Origin of the sequence: Prauserella sediminis (assembly GCF_014195435.1) — a bacterium.
Lineage (GTDB): Bacteria > Actinomycetota > Actinomycetes > Mycobacteriales > Pseudonocardiaceae > Prauserella > Prauserella salsuginis.
In genome coordinates this window covers 2,601,340-2,618,309 of sequence record NZ_JACIBS010000001.1, presented here as the reverse complement: position 1 = coordinate 2,618,309, position 16,970 = coordinate 2,601,340, and the positions used below count along the sequence as shown (strand labels likewise).

The window sequence follows — 16,970 nt, the reverse complement described above, 5'->3', positions numbered from 1 at the left end:
TCGTTTCTGACACGCTGTCAGAAAGCGCGGGAGGCGTCGTGACCGACCAGGCAGTCCACCCCGGCCAGCCGGAGACCGAGTCGCAGGCGGAGGAGCCGTTCTCGCAAGCCCTGCGGCATTCGACCCGCGAGGTGCACGACCGCGCGCACCACTCCCGTTATATGAACGCCCTGCTGGACGGGCGGTTGACGCTCGAGGGCTACACGCGGCTGGCGGAGCAGTACTACTTCATCTACTCGACGCTCGAGGACGCCGCCGACGCGATGACCGGCGACGCGGTCGGAGCGCCGTTCGTCATCCCGGAACTGCACCGCACGCAGGCCCTCGTGGTGGACCTGGAACGGCTCGCGGGCCCCGGCTGGCGTGATCGCATCGAGCCCACGCCCGCCACGAGCGCCTACGTCGAACGGCTGCGCGAGGTCGCCTACGACTGGGCCGGCGGATTCGTCGCGCACCACTACACGCGCTATCTGGGCGATCTCGCGGGCGGCCAGGTTGTCGGCAAGCTGCTGGAGCGCACGTACGGCGTCACCGGTCCCGGCGCGCGGTTCTACGACTTCGCGGCGCTCGGCAGCCCCTCGGCGTTCCGCGCCCGGTACCGGGCTCTGCTGGACGACGCGCCGTGGGACGAGGCCGAACACGGGCGGATCATGGCCGAGGCGCAGCGGGCGTTCGAGCTGAACATCGCCGTGCTCGACGACCTGGCGGAGACCGTGGAGACCCACCGCGCGGCGTGAGCACCGGACACGGTGCCGGTGGGCGGCACCGGTCTGGGCGACGATTCACGGCCGTCGATCACCGACTCGAGGGACAGCAACTCGGCGTGACCCATCTGACACCTCGTTGACCTCCAGTGAGGTCGAGGGAGCAAGGTCAACTCGCGCCCACCCGGTTAGCAAGCCTCCGCGGCGACGACTAGGTTGGCACACGAGACGAACCGCGCAAGCGACCTCAAGGACGAAGGAGGGCTCATGCCCACGTACGAGCTTCCCGACCTCGATTACGACTACGGCGCACTCGAGCCGCACATCTCGGGCGAGATCAACGAGCTGCACCACAGCAAGCACCACCAGACCTACGTCAACGGTGCGAACCAAACGTTGGAGAAGCTCGCCGCCGCGCGGGACGCGAACGACTTCGGCTCGATCGTCGGCCTCGAGACCACGCTCGCGTTCAACCTCGCGGGCCACGCCAACCACGTCGTGTGGTGGAAGATCCTGTCCCCGAACGGCGGCGACAAGCCGACCGGTGAGCTGGCGGCCGCGATCGACGACGCGTTCGGCTCCTTCGACAAGTTCAAGGCGCAGTTCACGGCGGTCTGCACCACGATCCAGGGCAACGGCTGGGGCGCGCTGTCCTGGGACCCGATCGGCAAGACGTTGATCACGCAGCAGCTGCGCGACCACCACAACAACCTGATCCTGCCGACGGTTCCGATCCTGCTGGTCGACGTGTGGGAGCACGCGTTCTACCTGCAGTACAAGAACGTCAAGCCGGACTACGTCAACGCCCTGTGGAACGTCTTCGACTGGGCGGAGATCGGCAAGCGCTTCGAGGACGCGAAGGCCGGCCGCAACGGCCTGCTGCAGGCCTGAGGCGCCGAACCTGACGAGGTCAGTTCGAGCAAACCGCGGAGGCCCCGCATCGGATCCGTTCCGGTGCGGGGCCTTCGTCGTCAGTGGGCGCCTGTCGGCATTGGGTCGGAGCTGTCGCGCGGAGCGCGTCCGGTTGGGTGGTGGCGGGAGACGGGCGGCTGTCGGCATCAGTCGCGATCCCGCTGGCGAAGCCGGGGAGGCGCGGAGAGGACTTGGGGCGGTCGGAGCGTTCACCGGTACAGTGCCGCATACGGGAACGGGGCCCTGGCCGGTTCCAGCGGCCAGGACCCCGTCCGTTCCCGAACTGACTGCCGCTCCCACCACGAAGCGACGAGTCTGAGGTTAGCCTAACCTCAGCGCCTCGCGCAAGTGGCCGCCGCGCGTCTTCGTCAGCGCCAGGGCACAGACCGCCGTGGCCAGCATCGCGACCGCACCACCGATGTAGAACGGCGAGCGCCCACCGAACGTCTCCGCCATCCAGCCGGTCAGCAGCCCACCGATCGGGTTGCCACCCATCACCATCAGCACGTACAGGCCCATCACCCGGCCACGCATCTGCGGGCTGACCGATGTCTGCACCAACGTGTTCGCGGTGTTGAGGAACGTGATCGTCGCGAGCCCCAGCGGCACGAGCGCCAGGCCGAACGCCAGGTAGGTCGGCATGAACGCCGTCGCCACCTCGAGCACACCGAGGGCCATCGCCGCCCCCAGCAACAGCCGCATCGTCGGCTTGCCTTTGCTCCCGCGCCGCGCCGACAGCAACGCCCCCGCGAACGTTCCCACTGCCAGCAGCGTCGACAGCATGCCGTAACCGTCGGCCTCCGTGCCGAACACGTTGCCCGCGACGACGGCGAGCGAGGTGAAGAAAGTGATGGCGAACGTGCTGACGAACATCATCAGCAGCATGATCGCCATCAGATCCGGCCTGCCGCGCACGTACCGCAGCCCCTCACGCAGCTGCCCCTTGGCCCGCGCGACCGCCTTCCCTCGGTACAGCTCGCCGGGGCGCATCGCCGCGATACCCGCGAGCACGGCGAGGGTCGACACGGCGTTGCCGATGAACAGCCAGCCCTCGCCGATCGCGACGATCGCCAGCCCGGCGATCGCGGGCCCGACGATGCGGGCCATGTTGAAGATCGACGAGTTGAGTGCGACGGCGTTCGCCACCTGGTCGTTGCCGACCAGCTCGGCGACGAACGACTGCCGCGTCGGCACCTCGAGCGCCGACAACGTGCCGAGGATGAAACACAGCAGGTACACGTGCCACAGCTCGACCGCACCACTCACGGCGAGCCCACCGAGCACGGCCGCCTGCACGAGGATGCCCGCCTGAATCGTGAACAGCAGCTTGCGCTTGTCGACCCGGTCGGCCAGCACGCCAGCCCACAGCGACAGCAGCAGCGTCGGCAGGAACTGCAGCGCGACGGCGACGCCGAGTGCCACCGGGTCGTTGCCGCTGAGCGTGAACACCAACCAGTCCTGGGCGGTGCGCTGCATCCAGGTGCCGATGTTGGACACGACCTGGCCCGCAAAGAACAGCCGGTAGTTGCGCACGCGCAGCGACGCGAACATGCCAGGTGGGGACTTTCGGCGGGGTCGCGGAATAGCGTCAGCGGTCGGCCGGGACTGGGTGTCGCTATCCGTGAGTGTCACGCCGGGTTGTCGCCTCCTGGCAGGCGGGCCGCACGCCTCCTCAGCTGTGGCCAGCCATGCGTTCGATGATCGAGGCGGCTCTGGAGAGCACTTCGCGCTCCTCACCGCTCAGTTCCTGCAACCGTTCGTCCAGCCACGCCTCACGAACCGAGATGCTTTCGTGGACGTAGGCCGTACCCGACTCCGTGATCGCGACGATGGCCTGCCTGCCATCGGTCGGATGCGGAGCCCGTTCGACATAGCCGACCAGTTCGAGCGCAGCGATCACCCGCGTCATCGAGGGCGGTTGAACGCCTTCGTGCGCGGCGAGCCGGCCCGGTGTCATCGCGCCGTGCTTGTGGAGCGTCGACAGCGCGGCCACCTGGGTCAACGACAGGTCGGTGTCGGTCCGCTGTGCCCGGAGCCTGCGGTTGAGCCGCACCACCGAGAGCCGCAACCGGCTCGCCAGCGAAGGGTGCTCGGACCGGCCGCCGGGTTCCGCCGGAACGGATGCGGTCAGACCGTCTGCAGGATCGGACACTTGATTAGTTTAGCTTACGACCTCTTCGACCAGCACAGATGGTGCTGTGGGCGACACCCGAATCGGTGACACCCACGGCACGACATCCGCTGAGGCGGGTGAGAGATCAGGCGAACAACGCCTGGAGCGGCCCGATCCCGAAGTAGATGACGAACGCGACGGCGACGACCCACATCAGCGGGTGCACGTTGCGGGCCTTGCCCGTGGCGGCCTGCAGTACGGCGTAGCTGACGAACCCCGCGCCGATGCCGTTGGTGATCGAATACGTGAACGGCATGACCACGATCGTCAGGAACGCGGGCAGCGCGACCGTCAGGTCCGAGAAGTCGATGTCGGCGACCTGCCTGATCATCAGCGCACCCACGATGACCAGCGCGGGCGCCGCCGCCTCGATCGGGACGATCTCGTAGAGCGGGGTGAAGAACATCGCGACGAGGAACAGGCCGCCCGTCACGAGGTTCGCCAGGCCCGTACGCGCACCCTCCGCGATACCGGCCGCCGACTCGACGTACACCGTGTTCGAGCTCGCCGAACCGGCACCACCGGCGATCGCGCCGAGCGAGTCGGCGAACAGCGCCTTGCTCGTGTTCGGCAGCTTGCCGTTCTTCTCGAGGCCGGCCTGCCTGCCGAGGCCGGTCATCGTGCCGATCGTGTCGAAGAAGTCGGTCAGCACGAGGCTGAACACCAGCAACGCCGCCGAGATCGCGGGGATCTGCACCCACGCGTCGAAGTTGACGCTGCCCAGCAACGACAGGTCCGGCACGCCGAACACGCTGTCCGGCAGCGCCGGATAGCCGTAGGCCCAGCCCGTCGGGTTGTCCGGGCCCGAAGGGCCCGCGCCCACGATCGCCTCGACCACCAGGGAGATCACGGTGCCGACCACGACACCGATGAGGATGCCGCCCTTGACCCCGCGCGCCACGAGGATGGCCATGACCAACAGCGTCACGACGAACACCACTGTCGGCCACGTCGCGATCGAACCGGCGACGCCGAGCTGAACCGGGGTGCCGTCGCCCTGCGTGACGAACCCGGCGTCGACCAGGCCGATCAGCGAGATGAACAGGCCGATGCCGACGGCGATCGCCGCCTTCAGCGCCGCGGGAACCGCCTTGAAGATGATCGTGCGCACACCCGTGAGCACGAGGATGAGCACGATGATGCCGTTGACCAGTACGAGGCCCATCGCGGCGCCCCAGCTCATCTGCGGCGCGATCGTGTAGGCGACGAGGGCGTTGATGCCCAGCCCCGCGGCGAGCGCGAACGGGAAGTTCGCGACCAGGCCCATCAGGATGGTCATCACACCCGCGACCAGCGCCGTGACCGCCGCGACCTGCGGGACTCCCAGGATGGCGCCCGTCGCGTCGGTCTTCGCCGCCGGATCGTCCGGCGCGAAGCTGCCGAGGATCAGCGGGTTCAGCACGATGATGTAGGCCATCGCGACGAAGGTGACGAGGCCACCGCGCACCTCGCGGGCCATCGACGAGCCCCGTTCGCTGACCTTGAAGTACCGGTCGAGCCCGCCCTTCGACCCCTCCTGGCCCTGCTCGGTGCTCTCCTGAGCCATTCGTCACCCACCTCGCTTCGACAACGGCAGCGGTAGCCTGTCCCACGTGGACACACCCGGCAAGACCCGAGGGGTTACAGGACCGTTTCGCCCGGTTCCTGCACTGCCCAAACCCGTCGTCGGACTGTGGGCACCGGTGATCGTGGGCACGACGGCATGGCTCGTCGCCCTGGTCGTCCTGCTCGTCACCGGCGCCGACAGCACATGGACCTGGACAGCGCTGGCCGGTGGGGGGCTGGGGTGCGTCGGCTTCGGCATCATTGCATGGCAGACGGCGGCCTCACGGCACGGCTCCCGCGGAGCCCAGCGCAACCTCTGACGCCCCGCCGCCACCGCCGTCCGAACCACCATGTGGACCGCTGCCGCGAGCCTGTGGATCCGCCGGTCGAGCGGGAGAACACGAGTCGGCAACACCTGATCTAGACCACGGGACAGAACCGCCGCCCACTCCGTACCCTGGATGTCGGCGGGCCCCGCACACCTCCCCCTCGTTCGGGGCCCGCCCTTCATCGTGACGATTCCCGCCGGCCCCGCAACCGGCTCTCCGCCCGGCCGGCACGTCCCCCGCCGACAGATATCGATCGACAGGTATCGGCTCGAGGCGGGGCGGACCGCCGTCAGCCGAGCAGCGTCCTCGGGTCCGGATCGTCGAGCAGCGCGGCGATCTCCCACCGGCGTAACCACAGTCCGGCCGCCCAGGCAAACGCCCTGGCCAGACCGTCGGACGTGTCCGTCGCGTGCAGCACCCCGGTTTCGGCAGGACCGGCACCGCCGGCCGGCCCGCCGTGCGGATCGGGGCGGCACCACCACGGAACGGCCACGTTGTTCCCACTGACGTCGGCACCGGCCACCGTGAGGTGATCGTGCACGACGACGCCTCCCTCCGGCAGTGCCACGCCCAGCAGCTCGGCGACCTCGACGACGGCGGGCAGTTCCGGCCACGCCGCGAACTCGCCCTCGCTGCTCACATCGGCGTCGATCACGTCGGTGGCGAGCGGCAGGTCGAACGCCTCGGCCAACGCGGCCACCGGGCCGGTATCAGGAATGCCCGCATCGGAACCACCACCGGTCCCGCCGGCCCGACGGCCGGGGGTGCCGGCGGTTGCGCACGCCACGAACCGGGAGGGAGCAGCCGCACCGAGCAACCACGGCCCGTCCAGCACGACGACGTCCTCGGCGTCGGCGACCGCGCCATCGAGCGTGCGCACCCGGTCCGGCGGGTCGACGTGGCCGCCGGTCGCCACCGGCCGGTGCTCGCCCACCAGCCGATGGACCCGCAGCGTCAGCCCGAGCGGCACCGACCGGTCGGGATCGGCCAGCCGGTCGCACAGGTCCGCGACGTCGTCGGAGTCCACAGTGGAGGCATCCGGCAGCCCGCCACGGACGCCGACGACGGCAAGCTGCTCCGGCGACAGGCCGACGTCGGGCACCGGGTCGAACAGTCCGGCGAGGTCGTGGGCCGCGGGCATCCGCCAGTCCATCGGGGCGCGCCCGCCGAGCAGCGCGAACCGCGCGAGCCACCACGGCGTGTGCCCGCCGGGTTCGGTCAACGCACGCCACGTCTCCGGCCGCTGCGCCAGCAGCCGGATCGCCGCGGGCCAGGCGTCGTCGGCGACGAGGTCGAGATCGCGCACCGCATACACCCGCGCCGGTGCCGCAGCCTCCCACCACGCGGCCTCGTCGGGCAGCTCGTGGTCGGCTTCGGCCGGCTCGTCGTCGGTGACCAGCGCGAACGAGTCGAGCACCCCGAGCGCGGTGAGCGCGGCCGGGTCGTGGAATCCGGCGAAGGTCTCGTCGAGCACGTCGAGTGCGCCGTCCTCGCCCACGGCTTCCGGGTCGAACACCTCGAGTACCGGTGCTCCGGGCAGCACCAGTTCGTCGGCTCTACGCCACCCGGACCGTGCGGGCAGCGCCAGGGCTCCCAGTTCGGCCGCGTCGCCATGACCGGAGAGCCGCAGCACCGCGTCGACGAACGGCCGGACGTCCACGCCGGAGACGGCGTCCTCGACGCTGCGTTGCACGGCCTCCCGCAGCGCAGGCGACGCCAGCAGCTCCGCGGGGCCGGCGCGGTCGGCACCGAGGCGTTCGAGCAGCGGATGCGCCGCCTCGGGGTGCACCAGGTGCAGCCCGACGACGTCGAGTCCGCCGATGTCGTCCAGGCCGGAAGCCGCCAGTGCGGGATCCGGCAGCAGCGCACCGCGCGGCCCCGGGACGGTGCGGCCGTCGGCGAGCGGAACCGGGATCCCGCCCAGCTCGGCGGGGTCGATCTCGCGCCGCTCGACGGCGGCGAGCAACGCGTCGTAGAGCCCGTGCCACCAGGCCGGAGTCCGGTCGATCCCGGTGAGCGCCTCGGCGACCTCGGCGACGCCGATCGCGCGCGCACCCACCGTCTCGAGCAGCCGGGCCGCACCGGGCCCGCACGCGACGGCCAGGCCGGGGACCACGTCGGCGAGCAGCCCGACCAGCTCCGGCGCATCCACCGGCAACACGCGGGCCCGCCCGCCTGCGACCTCGCCGCCCGCGACGGCCGGTAGCCAATCCTGTTCGGACAGTTCCGCGATCACGAGGTCACGGAGCTCGGCGTCCACTTCGGACAGCGGAAAGCGTGCCTCGGGTACGGCCATCGACCGGTGCGCGGACTCCAGGCGACGTGCCAACCGCGGATAGATCCGGGCCGCGGCGGCGAGCACCGGCCGGGCCGCCTCACCGGTCAGCACGCGCCTGCGCGACGGCTCGACCGGCACGGGCGCGAACAGCCGCGCGGGCAGCGACAACCGCTCGTCCGTCGGCGTCGGCGTGTGCAGCACGTCCTCGGTGCGCGGCACCGGCGTGCCCGCGTCGGCGTCGTCGACCGGCAGCGCCCACACCACGCCGTCCTCGGCGTGCGTCAGCCACCGCGCCGTTCCCTCCGGCGTCGACAACATGACGACGCCACCTCCGGCGTCTGCCTTCTCTTCCGATCGCGTCCAGGTGCGGCCGTCGACGTCCACGCGCGCCAGCCGCGGCAACGCCAGCAGCAGATCCGGCACGTCGGCGGTGATCGCGGCCAGCACGTCGCCGGCAGGCACCGTCAGCGGCAACCGCACCTCGGTGTCGAATCCGTCGGGAACGGGAGGTTCGTCGACGCCGGGTGGCCACGGCAGCCGCAACACCGGCACGTCATCGGCGCCTGCCTCGGCCTTCGTGCGCTGCTCGGAGAACACCACACCACCGGTGCTCGAGACGATGCGCGGCTCCGACGTCACCGCCAGCACCGCGGCGAAGCCGACCCCGAACCGGCCGACCGTGCCGGCCGGTTTGGCCGAAGCCCGCAGCGAAGCCAGCGCGGCCACGCCCGCCTCGTCGAGCGGCGCGCCCGTGTTCGCCACGCGCAGTTCGCCGCCCGTCACCGCCACGCGCAGGTGTCCCGGCCGCCCGGCCAGCGCGGCGGCGTCCGCGGCGTTCTGGGCGAGTTCGACCAGCAGCCGGTCGCGATACCCGCCGGCACGCAGGTCGCGTTCGGCGTTGGTGTCCTCGGTCAGCCTGGTCGGCGAATCCTCCCAGGCACGCAGGACGGCGGCGCGCAGCCGGTCCAGGCCGAACGCGTCAGGCAGGCCGCTCACCCACTCGCGGGCTCGGAGTCGAGCAGCGAATCGTCGTAGACCAGCTCGGCGACGGGCACCGACGGCGCCGTCTCGACCTTGACCTCCGAGTGCGCGCCGCAGCCGTACTCGGCGTGCACGACGTGCCCGTCGGCGGGCGCGTACTCGTTGCCGCACACGCCGAACGCCGCCTTCATCGACCCGCCCAGCTGCAGGTAGAACCCGCAGGTGCCGCACGTCGCCGGCGCGCTGCGCGCCATGTCCGCGCGCGGGCCGTACTCGCCGCCCTTCCAGCGCCTCGCCGAGTCCTCCCGGCCCTCGCGCGACATCACGCGCGCCCTGCCGAGCCCCAGCTCGTGGGCGGTCTCGGTCACCTCGGGGTCGTCGACGTCCAGGTAGGCGGGCACGAGCCGGTCGTCACCGGGTTCGGGCGGGAAGAGGTCGCCCACTCCGAGATCGCCGGCGCGCACCCGGCGTTCCCACGGCACCCAGCTCGGCGCGACCAGGGCGTCCGGCCCCGGGCGCAGCACGACCTCGCTGACCGTCACGGGAGAGTCTTCACCCGTCGCCGCGACCGTCACCGACCAGCGCCAGCCGCGGTATCCGGCCACGAGAGCATCGAACAGGTGGCTGACGGACACGGCGTCCTCGTGTTCGACACCGACGTGCGCGCCCACGTGCTCCTCGCCCGCGTCGAGGACGGCCGCCTCGCGCGCCGTCTCCACCGCGTCGACCAGCTTCTGCCGGTTCGCACCGTTGTCGAGGGTGACAGGCAACGTCATGGTCGCCATTGTGCCGCACGGGCAGTCCCCCGCCTGCGCGGCCGCCGAAACGGCGAGGGCGCACACGCGGGCGGACCGCACCGAGACACCTGTGCGAGGCTCGACGGCGTGAAACGCGCATCGATCCTGCTCGCTGCCGCCACCGTTCTCGCCGCCTGCGCACCCGGCACCGCCGACCGGGCCGAACAGGGTGCGCGGACGAGCTCGGGCGACGGCGTCGAGCAGCTGCGCGTGCAGGTCGAACAGGAACTGCCGCACGACGAGACCGCGTTCACCCAGGGCCTCGAGTTCGCGGGCGAGACGCTCTACGAGGGCACCGGGCGCAACGGGCAGTCGACGCTGACGGCGGGCCCCGCGGGCGGGCCGCCGGAACGCAGCGTGGACCTGCCCGAGGAGTTCTTCGGCGAGGGCATCACGGTCACCGACGCCCGGGTGTGGCAGCTCACGTGGACCAGCGGCGTCGCCATCGAGCGCGACCCGGAAACGCTCGCCGAACGTGGCCGCGTGTCCTACGACGGCGAGGGCTGGGGCCTGTGCGACCAGGAGAATCGGCTGGTCATGAGCGACGGTTCGGCGACGCTGACGTTCCGTGACCCCGAGACGTTCGCACCGCAGGGATCGGTCGAGGTCACCGAGGCGGGCAGCCCGGTCGAGAACCTCAACGAACTCGAATGCGTCGGCGACGACGTCTACGCCAACGTGTGGCAGACCGAGGACATCGTCCGCATCGACCCCGCCGACGGACGGGTGACCGCACGCATCGACGCCTCCGGGCTGCTCGACGACGGCGAGGTCACCTCCCCCGAGGCGGTCCTCAACGGCATCGCCGCCTATCCGGGATCGGACCGCTTTTTGATCACGGGCAAGCTGTGGCCGAAAATGTTCCGGGTGACGTTCGGTCCGGCGAACTGAGCCGCCCAGGGGCGGACCGCCCGCGAAGAGGAGCGGGCGGCCTCGAGCGGGCAGAGTCGAGCGGGCGAGTCGAGCATCACCCGGACGGGTCGGGGACGAGTACGGCAGGATTGAGCACATGGGGTCGAACAAGCGGGGCAAGCGGAGGTGGACACCCGAACCGGGGTCACAGCAACCGCCCGCCGAGAACACCCCACCGAGGAACCCGACCCGGCCCCGTCAGACACCCCGCCCGCCGGGTCCTGACCGGCAGGAACGACGTGGTGGGCCCCAGCAGCCGCCCCAGCAGCCCCGTGGTGGGCCCCAGCAGCCGCACCCGCCGCAGCCAGGTCCGCAGCCGCAGCCGGGTCCGCAGCCACCTCGGCGGCCGCCCGAGCCACCGGACGTGACGGCCGACAACGCCCCGACCGGCGCGATCCCCGTTCCGCCCCGCGGATCCCGTCCGTATCCGCCCCGGCCGTGGGAACAGGCGCCGCAGCCGCCGAGCGGCCGCAACGACTTCGGCGACTACTACGACACGGGCGGCTACCCGCCGAGACCCGGCGAGGGGCCCGAACCGGACCGCCCCGGCGGCCACCAGGAGCAGCCGGGTGGGTCGCACGGCCCGCAGGCACCGCCCGAGGACACCGAGCACGGGTTCGACGCCGGCACGAAGACGCCGCGCAAGCTGACCGTGACCCGCGTCGCGGCCCTGCGCAGCAGGGAGCTGTCCGGCAAGGCCGTCGGCGCGTTCCAGCGGGCGGCGAAGGCCGACGGCGCCGAGAAGTCCGGGCTGACCTCGCTGACGTACGCGGTGATGCTGAACTACGCCAGTGACGCGGCCATGGCCGTCGCGCTGGCCAACACGCTGTTCTTCGCGGCGAGCAGCGGCGAGAGCCGCGGCAAGGTCGCGCTCTACCTGCTCATCACGATCGCACCGTTCGCACTGGTCGCGCCCGTGATCGGACCCGCACTGGACCGCATCCAGCGCGGCCGCAGGCTCGCCATGTGCATCGCCAGCGCGGGGCAGCTGCTCATGTGCGTGCTGATGGCGTTGAACTTCGACAGCTGGATCCTCTACCCCGCCGCGCTGGGGAAGATGGTCCTGTCGAAGTCGTTCATGGTGCTCAAGGCGGCGGTGACACCACGTGTCCTGCCACCGGAGATAACTCTGTCCAAAACCAATGCGCGACTGACCGTCTTCGGCCTCGCCGCGGGTGGCGCGTTCGGCGCGGTGGCCGCCGGACTGAACTCGCTGTTCGGCTCGTCGGCCGCACTCTGGTACACGGCCGTCATCTGCGGTATCGGCGCGTTCCAGGCGATGCGCATCCCGTCGTGGGTCGAGGTCACCGAGGGCGAGGTCCCTGCTTCGCTGACCGACCACCACGCCACCGGTGCCGACGCCAGACAGGCCAGGCCGAAACGCACTCCCATGAGCCACCACACCACGGTGGCGCTGTGGGGCAACGGTTCGATCCGCCTGCTCACCGGGTTCCTGATGATGTTCGCGGCCTTCGCCGTGAAGGAACAGACCGAGGCAGGCGACTACAGCCCGTTCATGCAGCTGATCATGCTCGGCGTGATCGGCGCCGCGGCCGGTGCGGGCGGGTTCATCGGCAACGCGATCGGCTCGCGGATGCAATTCGGCAACCCCGACCAGGTCATCCTCGTGTGCGTGGCCTCGGCGCTGGCGTCCACGGTCATCGCCGCCGTCGCGTCGGGCCTGACCACCGCGGCGATCGTCGGGCTCGCCGGAGCCACCGCGAGCGCACTGGCGAAGAACTCCCTCGACGCGGTGATCCAGCAGGACATGCCCGAGGAGTCGCGAGCGTCGGCGTTCGGCCGGTCGGAGACCGTGCTGCAGCTCGCGTGGGTGTCCGGCGGCGCCGTCGGCCTGCTGCTGCCGCCCACGTACTGGATCGGCTTCCTGGTCGTGTCGGTGCTGCTCGCGCTGGGCCTGACGCAGACGTGGCTCGCCCGCGCCGGCAAGTCGATGCTGCCGAACCTCGGCGGGCAGCTGAAGTCCATGGCCAGCAGGACCGCCCGCAAACCGGCCGCTGGCTCGTCCGCGTCGCCCACCGGCTCGTCGCAGGGCGCCGCGCGTGGACCGGCGGCAGGGGCCGGCAGGTCGTACGGCTCCACGAACGGCTCCGGCAACGGTCCCACCGCCGGCCCGTCCGATGGGGCAGCAGGCCCGGCCGGAGGCCCCTCGGCCGCCGAACCCGCACGCGAGCCGTAACCTGAGCAACATGCGACGAGCGGTAGGAGCCTTGCTGGGCTGCGCGGCGTTGTTCGTGACGGGCTGCTCGGCGGCGCCGGACCCGGAGGTCACCTTCTACGCCGACGGCGACACGACCGTCGCCGCACCCCTCATCTACTGCGACGAGGTCCTCAAGGAGTGCGGCGACGAGAACACCCCGGTCAACCTCGACGTCCGGCCGGGCATGCCCGTGCAGGTATCGGTGCCGGGCAACGTGGCCGACACCCCGTGGGTGATCATCGTCCAGTACCTCAACACCGAGACCGGCGAGGAGTCCGTCGACCAGCGGGCGTTCACCGACGGCTCACGGCACGCCTACACCGCCACGCCACCGACACCGCAGGACCGGGTGGCGGTCGTCGAGGTACAGCAGATCGGCGCCGCCTACGGCGTCGACGCACAGGGCAACCCCATCGTCGACGAGCACGGCCAGCCCCAGCTCGTCACCCGCGGCATCTGGTCGCTGCAGAACTCCGCATCCCCCGACCTCGACCGGCGGTGACCCGGCCGACCCCGTGTCGAGCCGGTCCCGGCGTCACGAGGCCGACGTGATGCAGCGACCCCGGCGACGGCCGCTGCGTCACCGGGGTCGCTGTCCTCAGGAACGGACAGAGATCAGGGATCGAGGTCACGGGCGACGGCCCGCATGACCTCGGCGATCTTCTTGGTCTTCTTCCGCTCCGGATACCTGCCACGCCGCAGCTCCGGCTGTACCGTCGCCTCCAGGAGCTTGATCATGTCGTCGACCATGCCGTGCAGCTCCTCCGCGGGACGGCGGCGCGCCTCGGCGACCGACGGCGGCGCGTCCAGCAGCCGGATCGACAGCGCCTGCGGACCGCGGCGGCCGTCGGCCACCCCGAACTCCAACCGCTGACCGGACTTGAGGGATTCCACACCCTGCGGCAACGCGGCCTTCCGAATAAAGACGTCCTCGCCGCCGTCCTGCGTGACGAAGCCGAACCCCTTATCCGCGTCGTACCACTTGACCTTGCCGGTCGGCACTTCCCTCACCGTTCCTTCGCTGCTCTGACCGCGGTGCGGGCTGCTGTGCCCGTCCCGCATGACGAACGCGCCCCAGGTCTGCGTACCCAGGACGCGCGTACCGTCAAGCTTATCTCGCCACACACGGTGCGTTCCAGGACATTGCAGGCTCTACTATGAGCACTCATGACGACCAGCACTTCGGACGAGCAGGCGGCCCGCACCGGAAAGCCCCTGCTGATGCGTCTCGGCGTCGGCCTGTTCGCCGTCGGCATGCTTGCCGTGATCATCGTGTTCGTCCTGTTCGCGGCCGGGATGGAAGACCTTCCGGTGTGGCTGTCGGTGGCCGCTGGCGTCGTCACACCGCTCGGCCTCGGCCTCGGCCTGATCGCCCTCGTCCGCGAACACAAGGGCTCCTGACACCGGGTCCGACATCGGAGCCCCGATACCGAGGCTCCCTACACCGAGGCTCCGGTCGCCGGGACCGCGGCGGTCCGCGCCAGGGTGGGCTCACGACCCGGGATCGGCACGGCTTCAGGGATCGGCTCGAATCTGCACGGCTCTCGCCGCGCTGCGGCCGTCAGGCGATGTGTCGACTCCACGCGTTTCCGGGCCGGGACCGGCCACGGTCCCGACCGGTCCCGGACGATCCGTCCCGCCGGCCGGTACCGCGCACCGCACCCGGTCCGTGACCGGTTACGTGAACGTGCCGCGCAGCCAGTCGGGCAGCTCCGTCAGCGAACCGAGCACCACCTCGGCGCCCGCCTCGACGAGTTCGTCACGGGAGCAGGGCCCGGTGACCACGCCCACCGCGACCGCACCGGCCGCCCGGGCGCCGTACATGTCACCGATGTGGTCCCCGACATAAACCGTCGCACCGTGTTCGATCAGCGCCTCGGCCTTGCCCGTGGACCACAGATCCCCGACGAGACGGTCGACCGGCAGGTCGAGCGACTTGACGTGCAGGTCGGCGTTCGGCCCGTACTTGCCCGTGACCACCAGGGCCGTCGCACCCAGCTCGCGGACCGTCTCGAGGGATTCCTTCGCACCTGGCAGTGCCACCGTGCGCGGGATCACGATGTCGGGGTAGTTCGTGCGGAACTGCGTGATCAGGTCCGGGATCCGCTCCTCGGGAGCGCCGAACCCACGCAACGCCTGGTCGAGCGGCGGCCCGAGGTGGGCTGCGAACTGCTCCCCGTCCAGCGGCAGGTCGTTGTCCTCACCGAGCCGGTTCATCGCCGCGACCATCCCGGGCCGCGGGTCGATCAACGTCATGTCCAGGTCGAATCCCACGCATGTCAGCACCCGGACCACGGTAATCGCCCCCGCGCCGTCCCCGTTGCGGATCCCAGCGGCCGTGTTGCGGATCCCAGCGGCCGTGTTGTGCGCCCGGGCGCACAACACGGCCGCTCAGGCGTGCTCGGACTCGGCGAGGTCCTTCAGCCCCAGCAGTTCGACGGCCTGTTGCCGCATCTCGACCTTGCGCACCTTGCCGGTGACCGTCATCGGGAAGTCGTCGACCACCCGGACGTAGCGGGGGATCTTGTAGTGCGCCAGCTTGCCCTGGCAGAACTCCCGCAGCGCCTCGGCCGTCAGCGGCTCGGCACCTTCGCGCATGCGCACCCACGCCATGAGTTCCTCGCCGTACTTGGCGTCCGGCACTCCGATGACCTGCGCATCGAGCACGTCCGGGTGCGTGTAGAGGAACTCCTCGATCTCACGCGGGTAGATGTTCTCGCCGCCGCGGATGACCATGTCCTTGATGCGGCCGGTGATGTTGACGTAGCCGGCGTCGTCCATCACGGCGAGGTCGCCGGTGTGCATCCAGCGCGCGGAGTCGATGGCCTCGGACGTCTTGTCCGGCTGATTCCAGTAGCCGAGCATCACCGAGTAGCCGCGGGTGCACAACTCGCCCGGTTCGCCGCGCGGCACGGTCAGCCCGGTGGCCGGGTCGATCACCTTCACCTCGAGGTGCGGACCGACCCTGCCCACAGTGGACACCCGGCGTTCGATGGTGTCGTCGGCGCGCGTCTGCGTGGAGACCGGCGACGTCTCGGTCATGCCGTAGCAGATCGACACCTCGGCCATCCCCATCCGCTCGATGACCTGTTTCATGACCTCGACCGGACACGGCGAGCCCGCCATGATTCCGGTGCGCAGCGTGGAGAGGTCGTAGTCGTCGAAACCGTCCTCGGCGAGTTCGGCGATGAACATCGTCGGCACGCCGTAGAGCGACGTGCACCGCTCGGCCTGCACGGCCTCGAGTGACGACTTCGGGTCGAACCCCGGCGCCGGGATCACCATGCAGGCGCCGTGACTCGTGGCGGCCAGGTTTCCCATCACCATGCCGAAGCAGTGGTAGAACGGCACGGGGATGCAGATCCGGTCCCGCTCGGTGTAGTTGCACAGCTCGCCGACGAAGAATCCGTTGTTGAGGATGTTGTGGTGCGACAGTGTCGCGCCCTTCGGGAATCCCGTCGTGCCGGACGTGTACTGGATGTTGATCGGGTCGTCGGCCGACAGGTTCCGCGAAGCGGCGGCGAGCTTCTCGGCATCACCGTCCGATTCGAACAATGCCGTCCACTCAGGACGTTGCAGGAGCACGACGTCGGACAGGGATTCACAGCGCGGACGCACCTCGTCGATCATCGCGGCGTAGTCGGAGGTCTTGAAACTCGCCGCGGCGACGAGCATGCGAATACCGGACTGGTTCAGCACATACTCCAGTTCGTGTGCGCGATACGCCGGATTGATGTTGACGAGAACCGCTCCGATCTTGGCCGTCGCGTACTGCGTCAAAGTCCATTCCGGACAGTTCGGCGCCCAGATTCCGACGCGGTCACCCTTCGAAACGCCCTTGGCGAGCAGCCCCAGCGCGAGTGCGTCGATGTCGGCCTTCAGCTCCCGGTACGTCCACCTGCGCCCGGACGGCAGGTCCACCAGCGCGTCACGATCACCGCAGGCCGCCACCGTCCGGTCGAAGTTGTCGCCGATCGTGTCGCCGAGCAGCGGGACGTCCGACGTCCCGGAGGCATAGCTGGGGAGGACGGGCGTGGCAGCTGGCGAATTCATGATGTGCTCCTTGGGCGTCAGCATTGACGTTTCCGCCGGTCAGTCTAGGGACCCCACGGGCAAGGGGC

At 70.4% G+C, this 16,970-nt stretch carries 15 protein-coding genes; 7 read left to right on the top strand and 8 right to left on the bottom strand.

Going from position 1 to position 16,970, the window contains the following annotated elements; translation table 11 throughout:
* Positions 1-38: 38 nt before the first annotated feature.
* Both FB384_RS11955 and FB384_RS11950 read left to right on the top strand, forming a co-directional pair.
* Positions 39-737 carry a biliverdin-producing heme oxygenase gene (locus tag FB384_RS11955; RefSeq protein ID WP_183782706.1) on the top strand — a complete coding sequence of 233 codons (699 nt, stop codon included), beginning with the start codon at positions 39-41 and terminating at the stop codon, positions 735-737.
* A 234-nt stretch (positions 738-971) separates the two neighbouring features.
* Positions 972-1,595, top strand: a complete 624-nt coding sequence (locus tag FB384_RS11950; protein WP_183782704.1) for a superoxide dismutase — start codon at positions 972-974, stop codon at positions 1,593-1,595.
* 342 nt (positions 1,596-1,937) lie between these two features.
* Here the strand turns inward: FB384_RS11950 and FB384_RS11945 are convergent, their stop codons facing one another.
* The 3 genes from FB384_RS11945 to FB384_RS11935 all read right to left on the bottom strand — a co-directional run bounded on the left by FB384_RS11945 (position 1,938) and on the right by FB384_RS11935 (position 5,335).
* The gene (locus tag FB384_RS11945; RefSeq protein ID WP_183782702.1) at positions 1,938-3,167 is read right to left on the bottom strand and encodes an MFS transporter; all 1,230 of its coding nucleotides are present in this window, start codon (positions 3,165-3,167) and stop codon (positions 1,938-1,940) included.
* Positions 3,168-3,288: 121 nt separating this feature from the next.
* Complete coding sequence (locus tag FB384_RS11940; RefSeq protein ID WP_228726352.1) at positions 3,289-3,747, bottom strand: MarR family winged helix-turn-helix transcriptional regulator; 459 nt, start codon at positions 3,745-3,747, stop codon at positions 3,289-3,291.
* Between the two features lie 127 nt (positions 3,748-3,874).
* Positions 3,875-5,335 (bottom strand): NCS2 family permease, encoded by a 1,461-nt coding sequence (locus FB384_RS11935; RefSeq protein ID WP_183782700.1) that lies wholly within the window; start codon positions 5,333-5,335, stop codon positions 3,875-3,877.
* Positions 5,336-5,381: 46 nt separating this feature from the next.
* On the opposite strand from FB384_RS11935, the gene FB384_RS11930 reads away from it, so the two are divergent.
* Positions 5,382-5,654 carry a DUF2530 domain-containing protein gene (locus FB384_RS11930; protein WP_258937152.1) on the top strand — a complete coding sequence of 91 codons (273 nt, stop codon included), beginning with the start codon at positions 5,382-5,384 and terminating at the stop codon, positions 5,652-5,654.
* Between the two features lie 298 nt (positions 5,655-5,952).
* On the opposite strand, the gene FB384_RS11925 is transcribed toward FB384_RS11930, so the two are convergent.
* Positions 5,953-8,937, bottom strand: coding sequence for a sacsin N-terminal ATP-binding-like domain-containing protein (locus tag FB384_RS11925; protein WP_183782698.1), 2,985 nt, complete (start codon positions 8,935-8,937; stop codon positions 5,953-5,955).
* The gene (locus FB384_RS11920; RefSeq protein WP_183782696.1) at positions 8,934-9,698 is read right to left on the bottom strand and encodes a DUF3027 domain-containing protein; all 765 of its coding nucleotides are present in this window, start codon (positions 9,696-9,698) and stop codon (positions 8,934-8,936) included. Before FB384_RS11920 ends, FB384_RS11925 begins: the two co-directional genes overlap by 4 nt.
* A gap of 108 nt (positions 9,699-9,806) precedes the next feature.
* On the opposite strand from FB384_RS11920, the gene FB384_RS11915 reads away from it, so the two are divergent.
* From FB384_RS11915 to FB384_RS11905, 3 genes are all read left to right on the top strand, one after another.
* Positions 9,807-10,610: a glutaminyl-peptide cyclotransferase gene (locus FB384_RS11915; protein WP_183782694.1), complete on the top strand. Its 804-nt coding sequence runs from the start codon at positions 9,807-9,809 to the stop codon at positions 10,608-10,610.
* Positions 10,611-10,728: 118 nt separating this feature from the next.
* Positions 10,729-12,828 (top strand): MFS transporter, encoded by a 2,100-nt coding sequence (locus FB384_RS11910; protein WP_183782692.1) that lies wholly within the window; start codon positions 10,729-10,731, stop codon positions 12,826-12,828.
* 10 nt (positions 12,829-12,838) lie between these two features.
* On the top strand, positions 12,839-13,351 hold the full coding sequence (locus tag FB384_RS11905; protein WP_183782690.1) for a DUF2771 family protein: 513 nt from the start codon (positions 12,839-12,841) through the stop codon (positions 13,349-13,351).
* Positions 13,352-13,464: 113 nt separating this feature from the next.
* On the opposite strand, the gene FB384_RS11900 is transcribed toward FB384_RS11905, so the two are convergent.
* Entirely contained in the window at positions 13,465-13,851 is a 387-nt protein-coding gene (locus FB384_RS11900) for a cold-shock protein (RefSeq protein ID WP_183785390.1), read from the bottom strand.
* 165 nt (positions 13,852-14,016) lie between these two features.
* On the opposite strand from FB384_RS11900, the gene FB384_RS11895 reads away from it, so the two are divergent.
* Entirely contained in the window at positions 14,017-14,250 is a 234-nt protein-coding gene (locus FB384_RS11895; protein WP_183782688.1) for a hypothetical protein, read from the top strand.
* A gap of 276 nt (positions 14,251-14,526) precedes the next feature.
* Here the strand turns inward: FB384_RS11895 and FB384_RS11890 are convergent, their stop codons facing one another.
* Entirely contained in the window at positions 14,527-15,135 is a 609-nt protein-coding gene (locus tag FB384_RS11890; RefSeq protein WP_183782686.1) for an HAD family hydrolase, read from the bottom strand.
* Positions 15,136-15,240: 105 nt separating this feature from the next.
* Positions 15,241-16,902 carry an AMP-binding protein gene (locus FB384_RS11885; protein ID WP_183782684.1) on the bottom strand — a complete coding sequence of 554 codons (1,662 nt, stop codon included), beginning with the start codon at positions 16,900-16,902 and terminating at the stop codon, positions 15,241-15,243.
* Between the last annotated feature and the right edge of the window lie 68 nt (positions 16,903-16,970).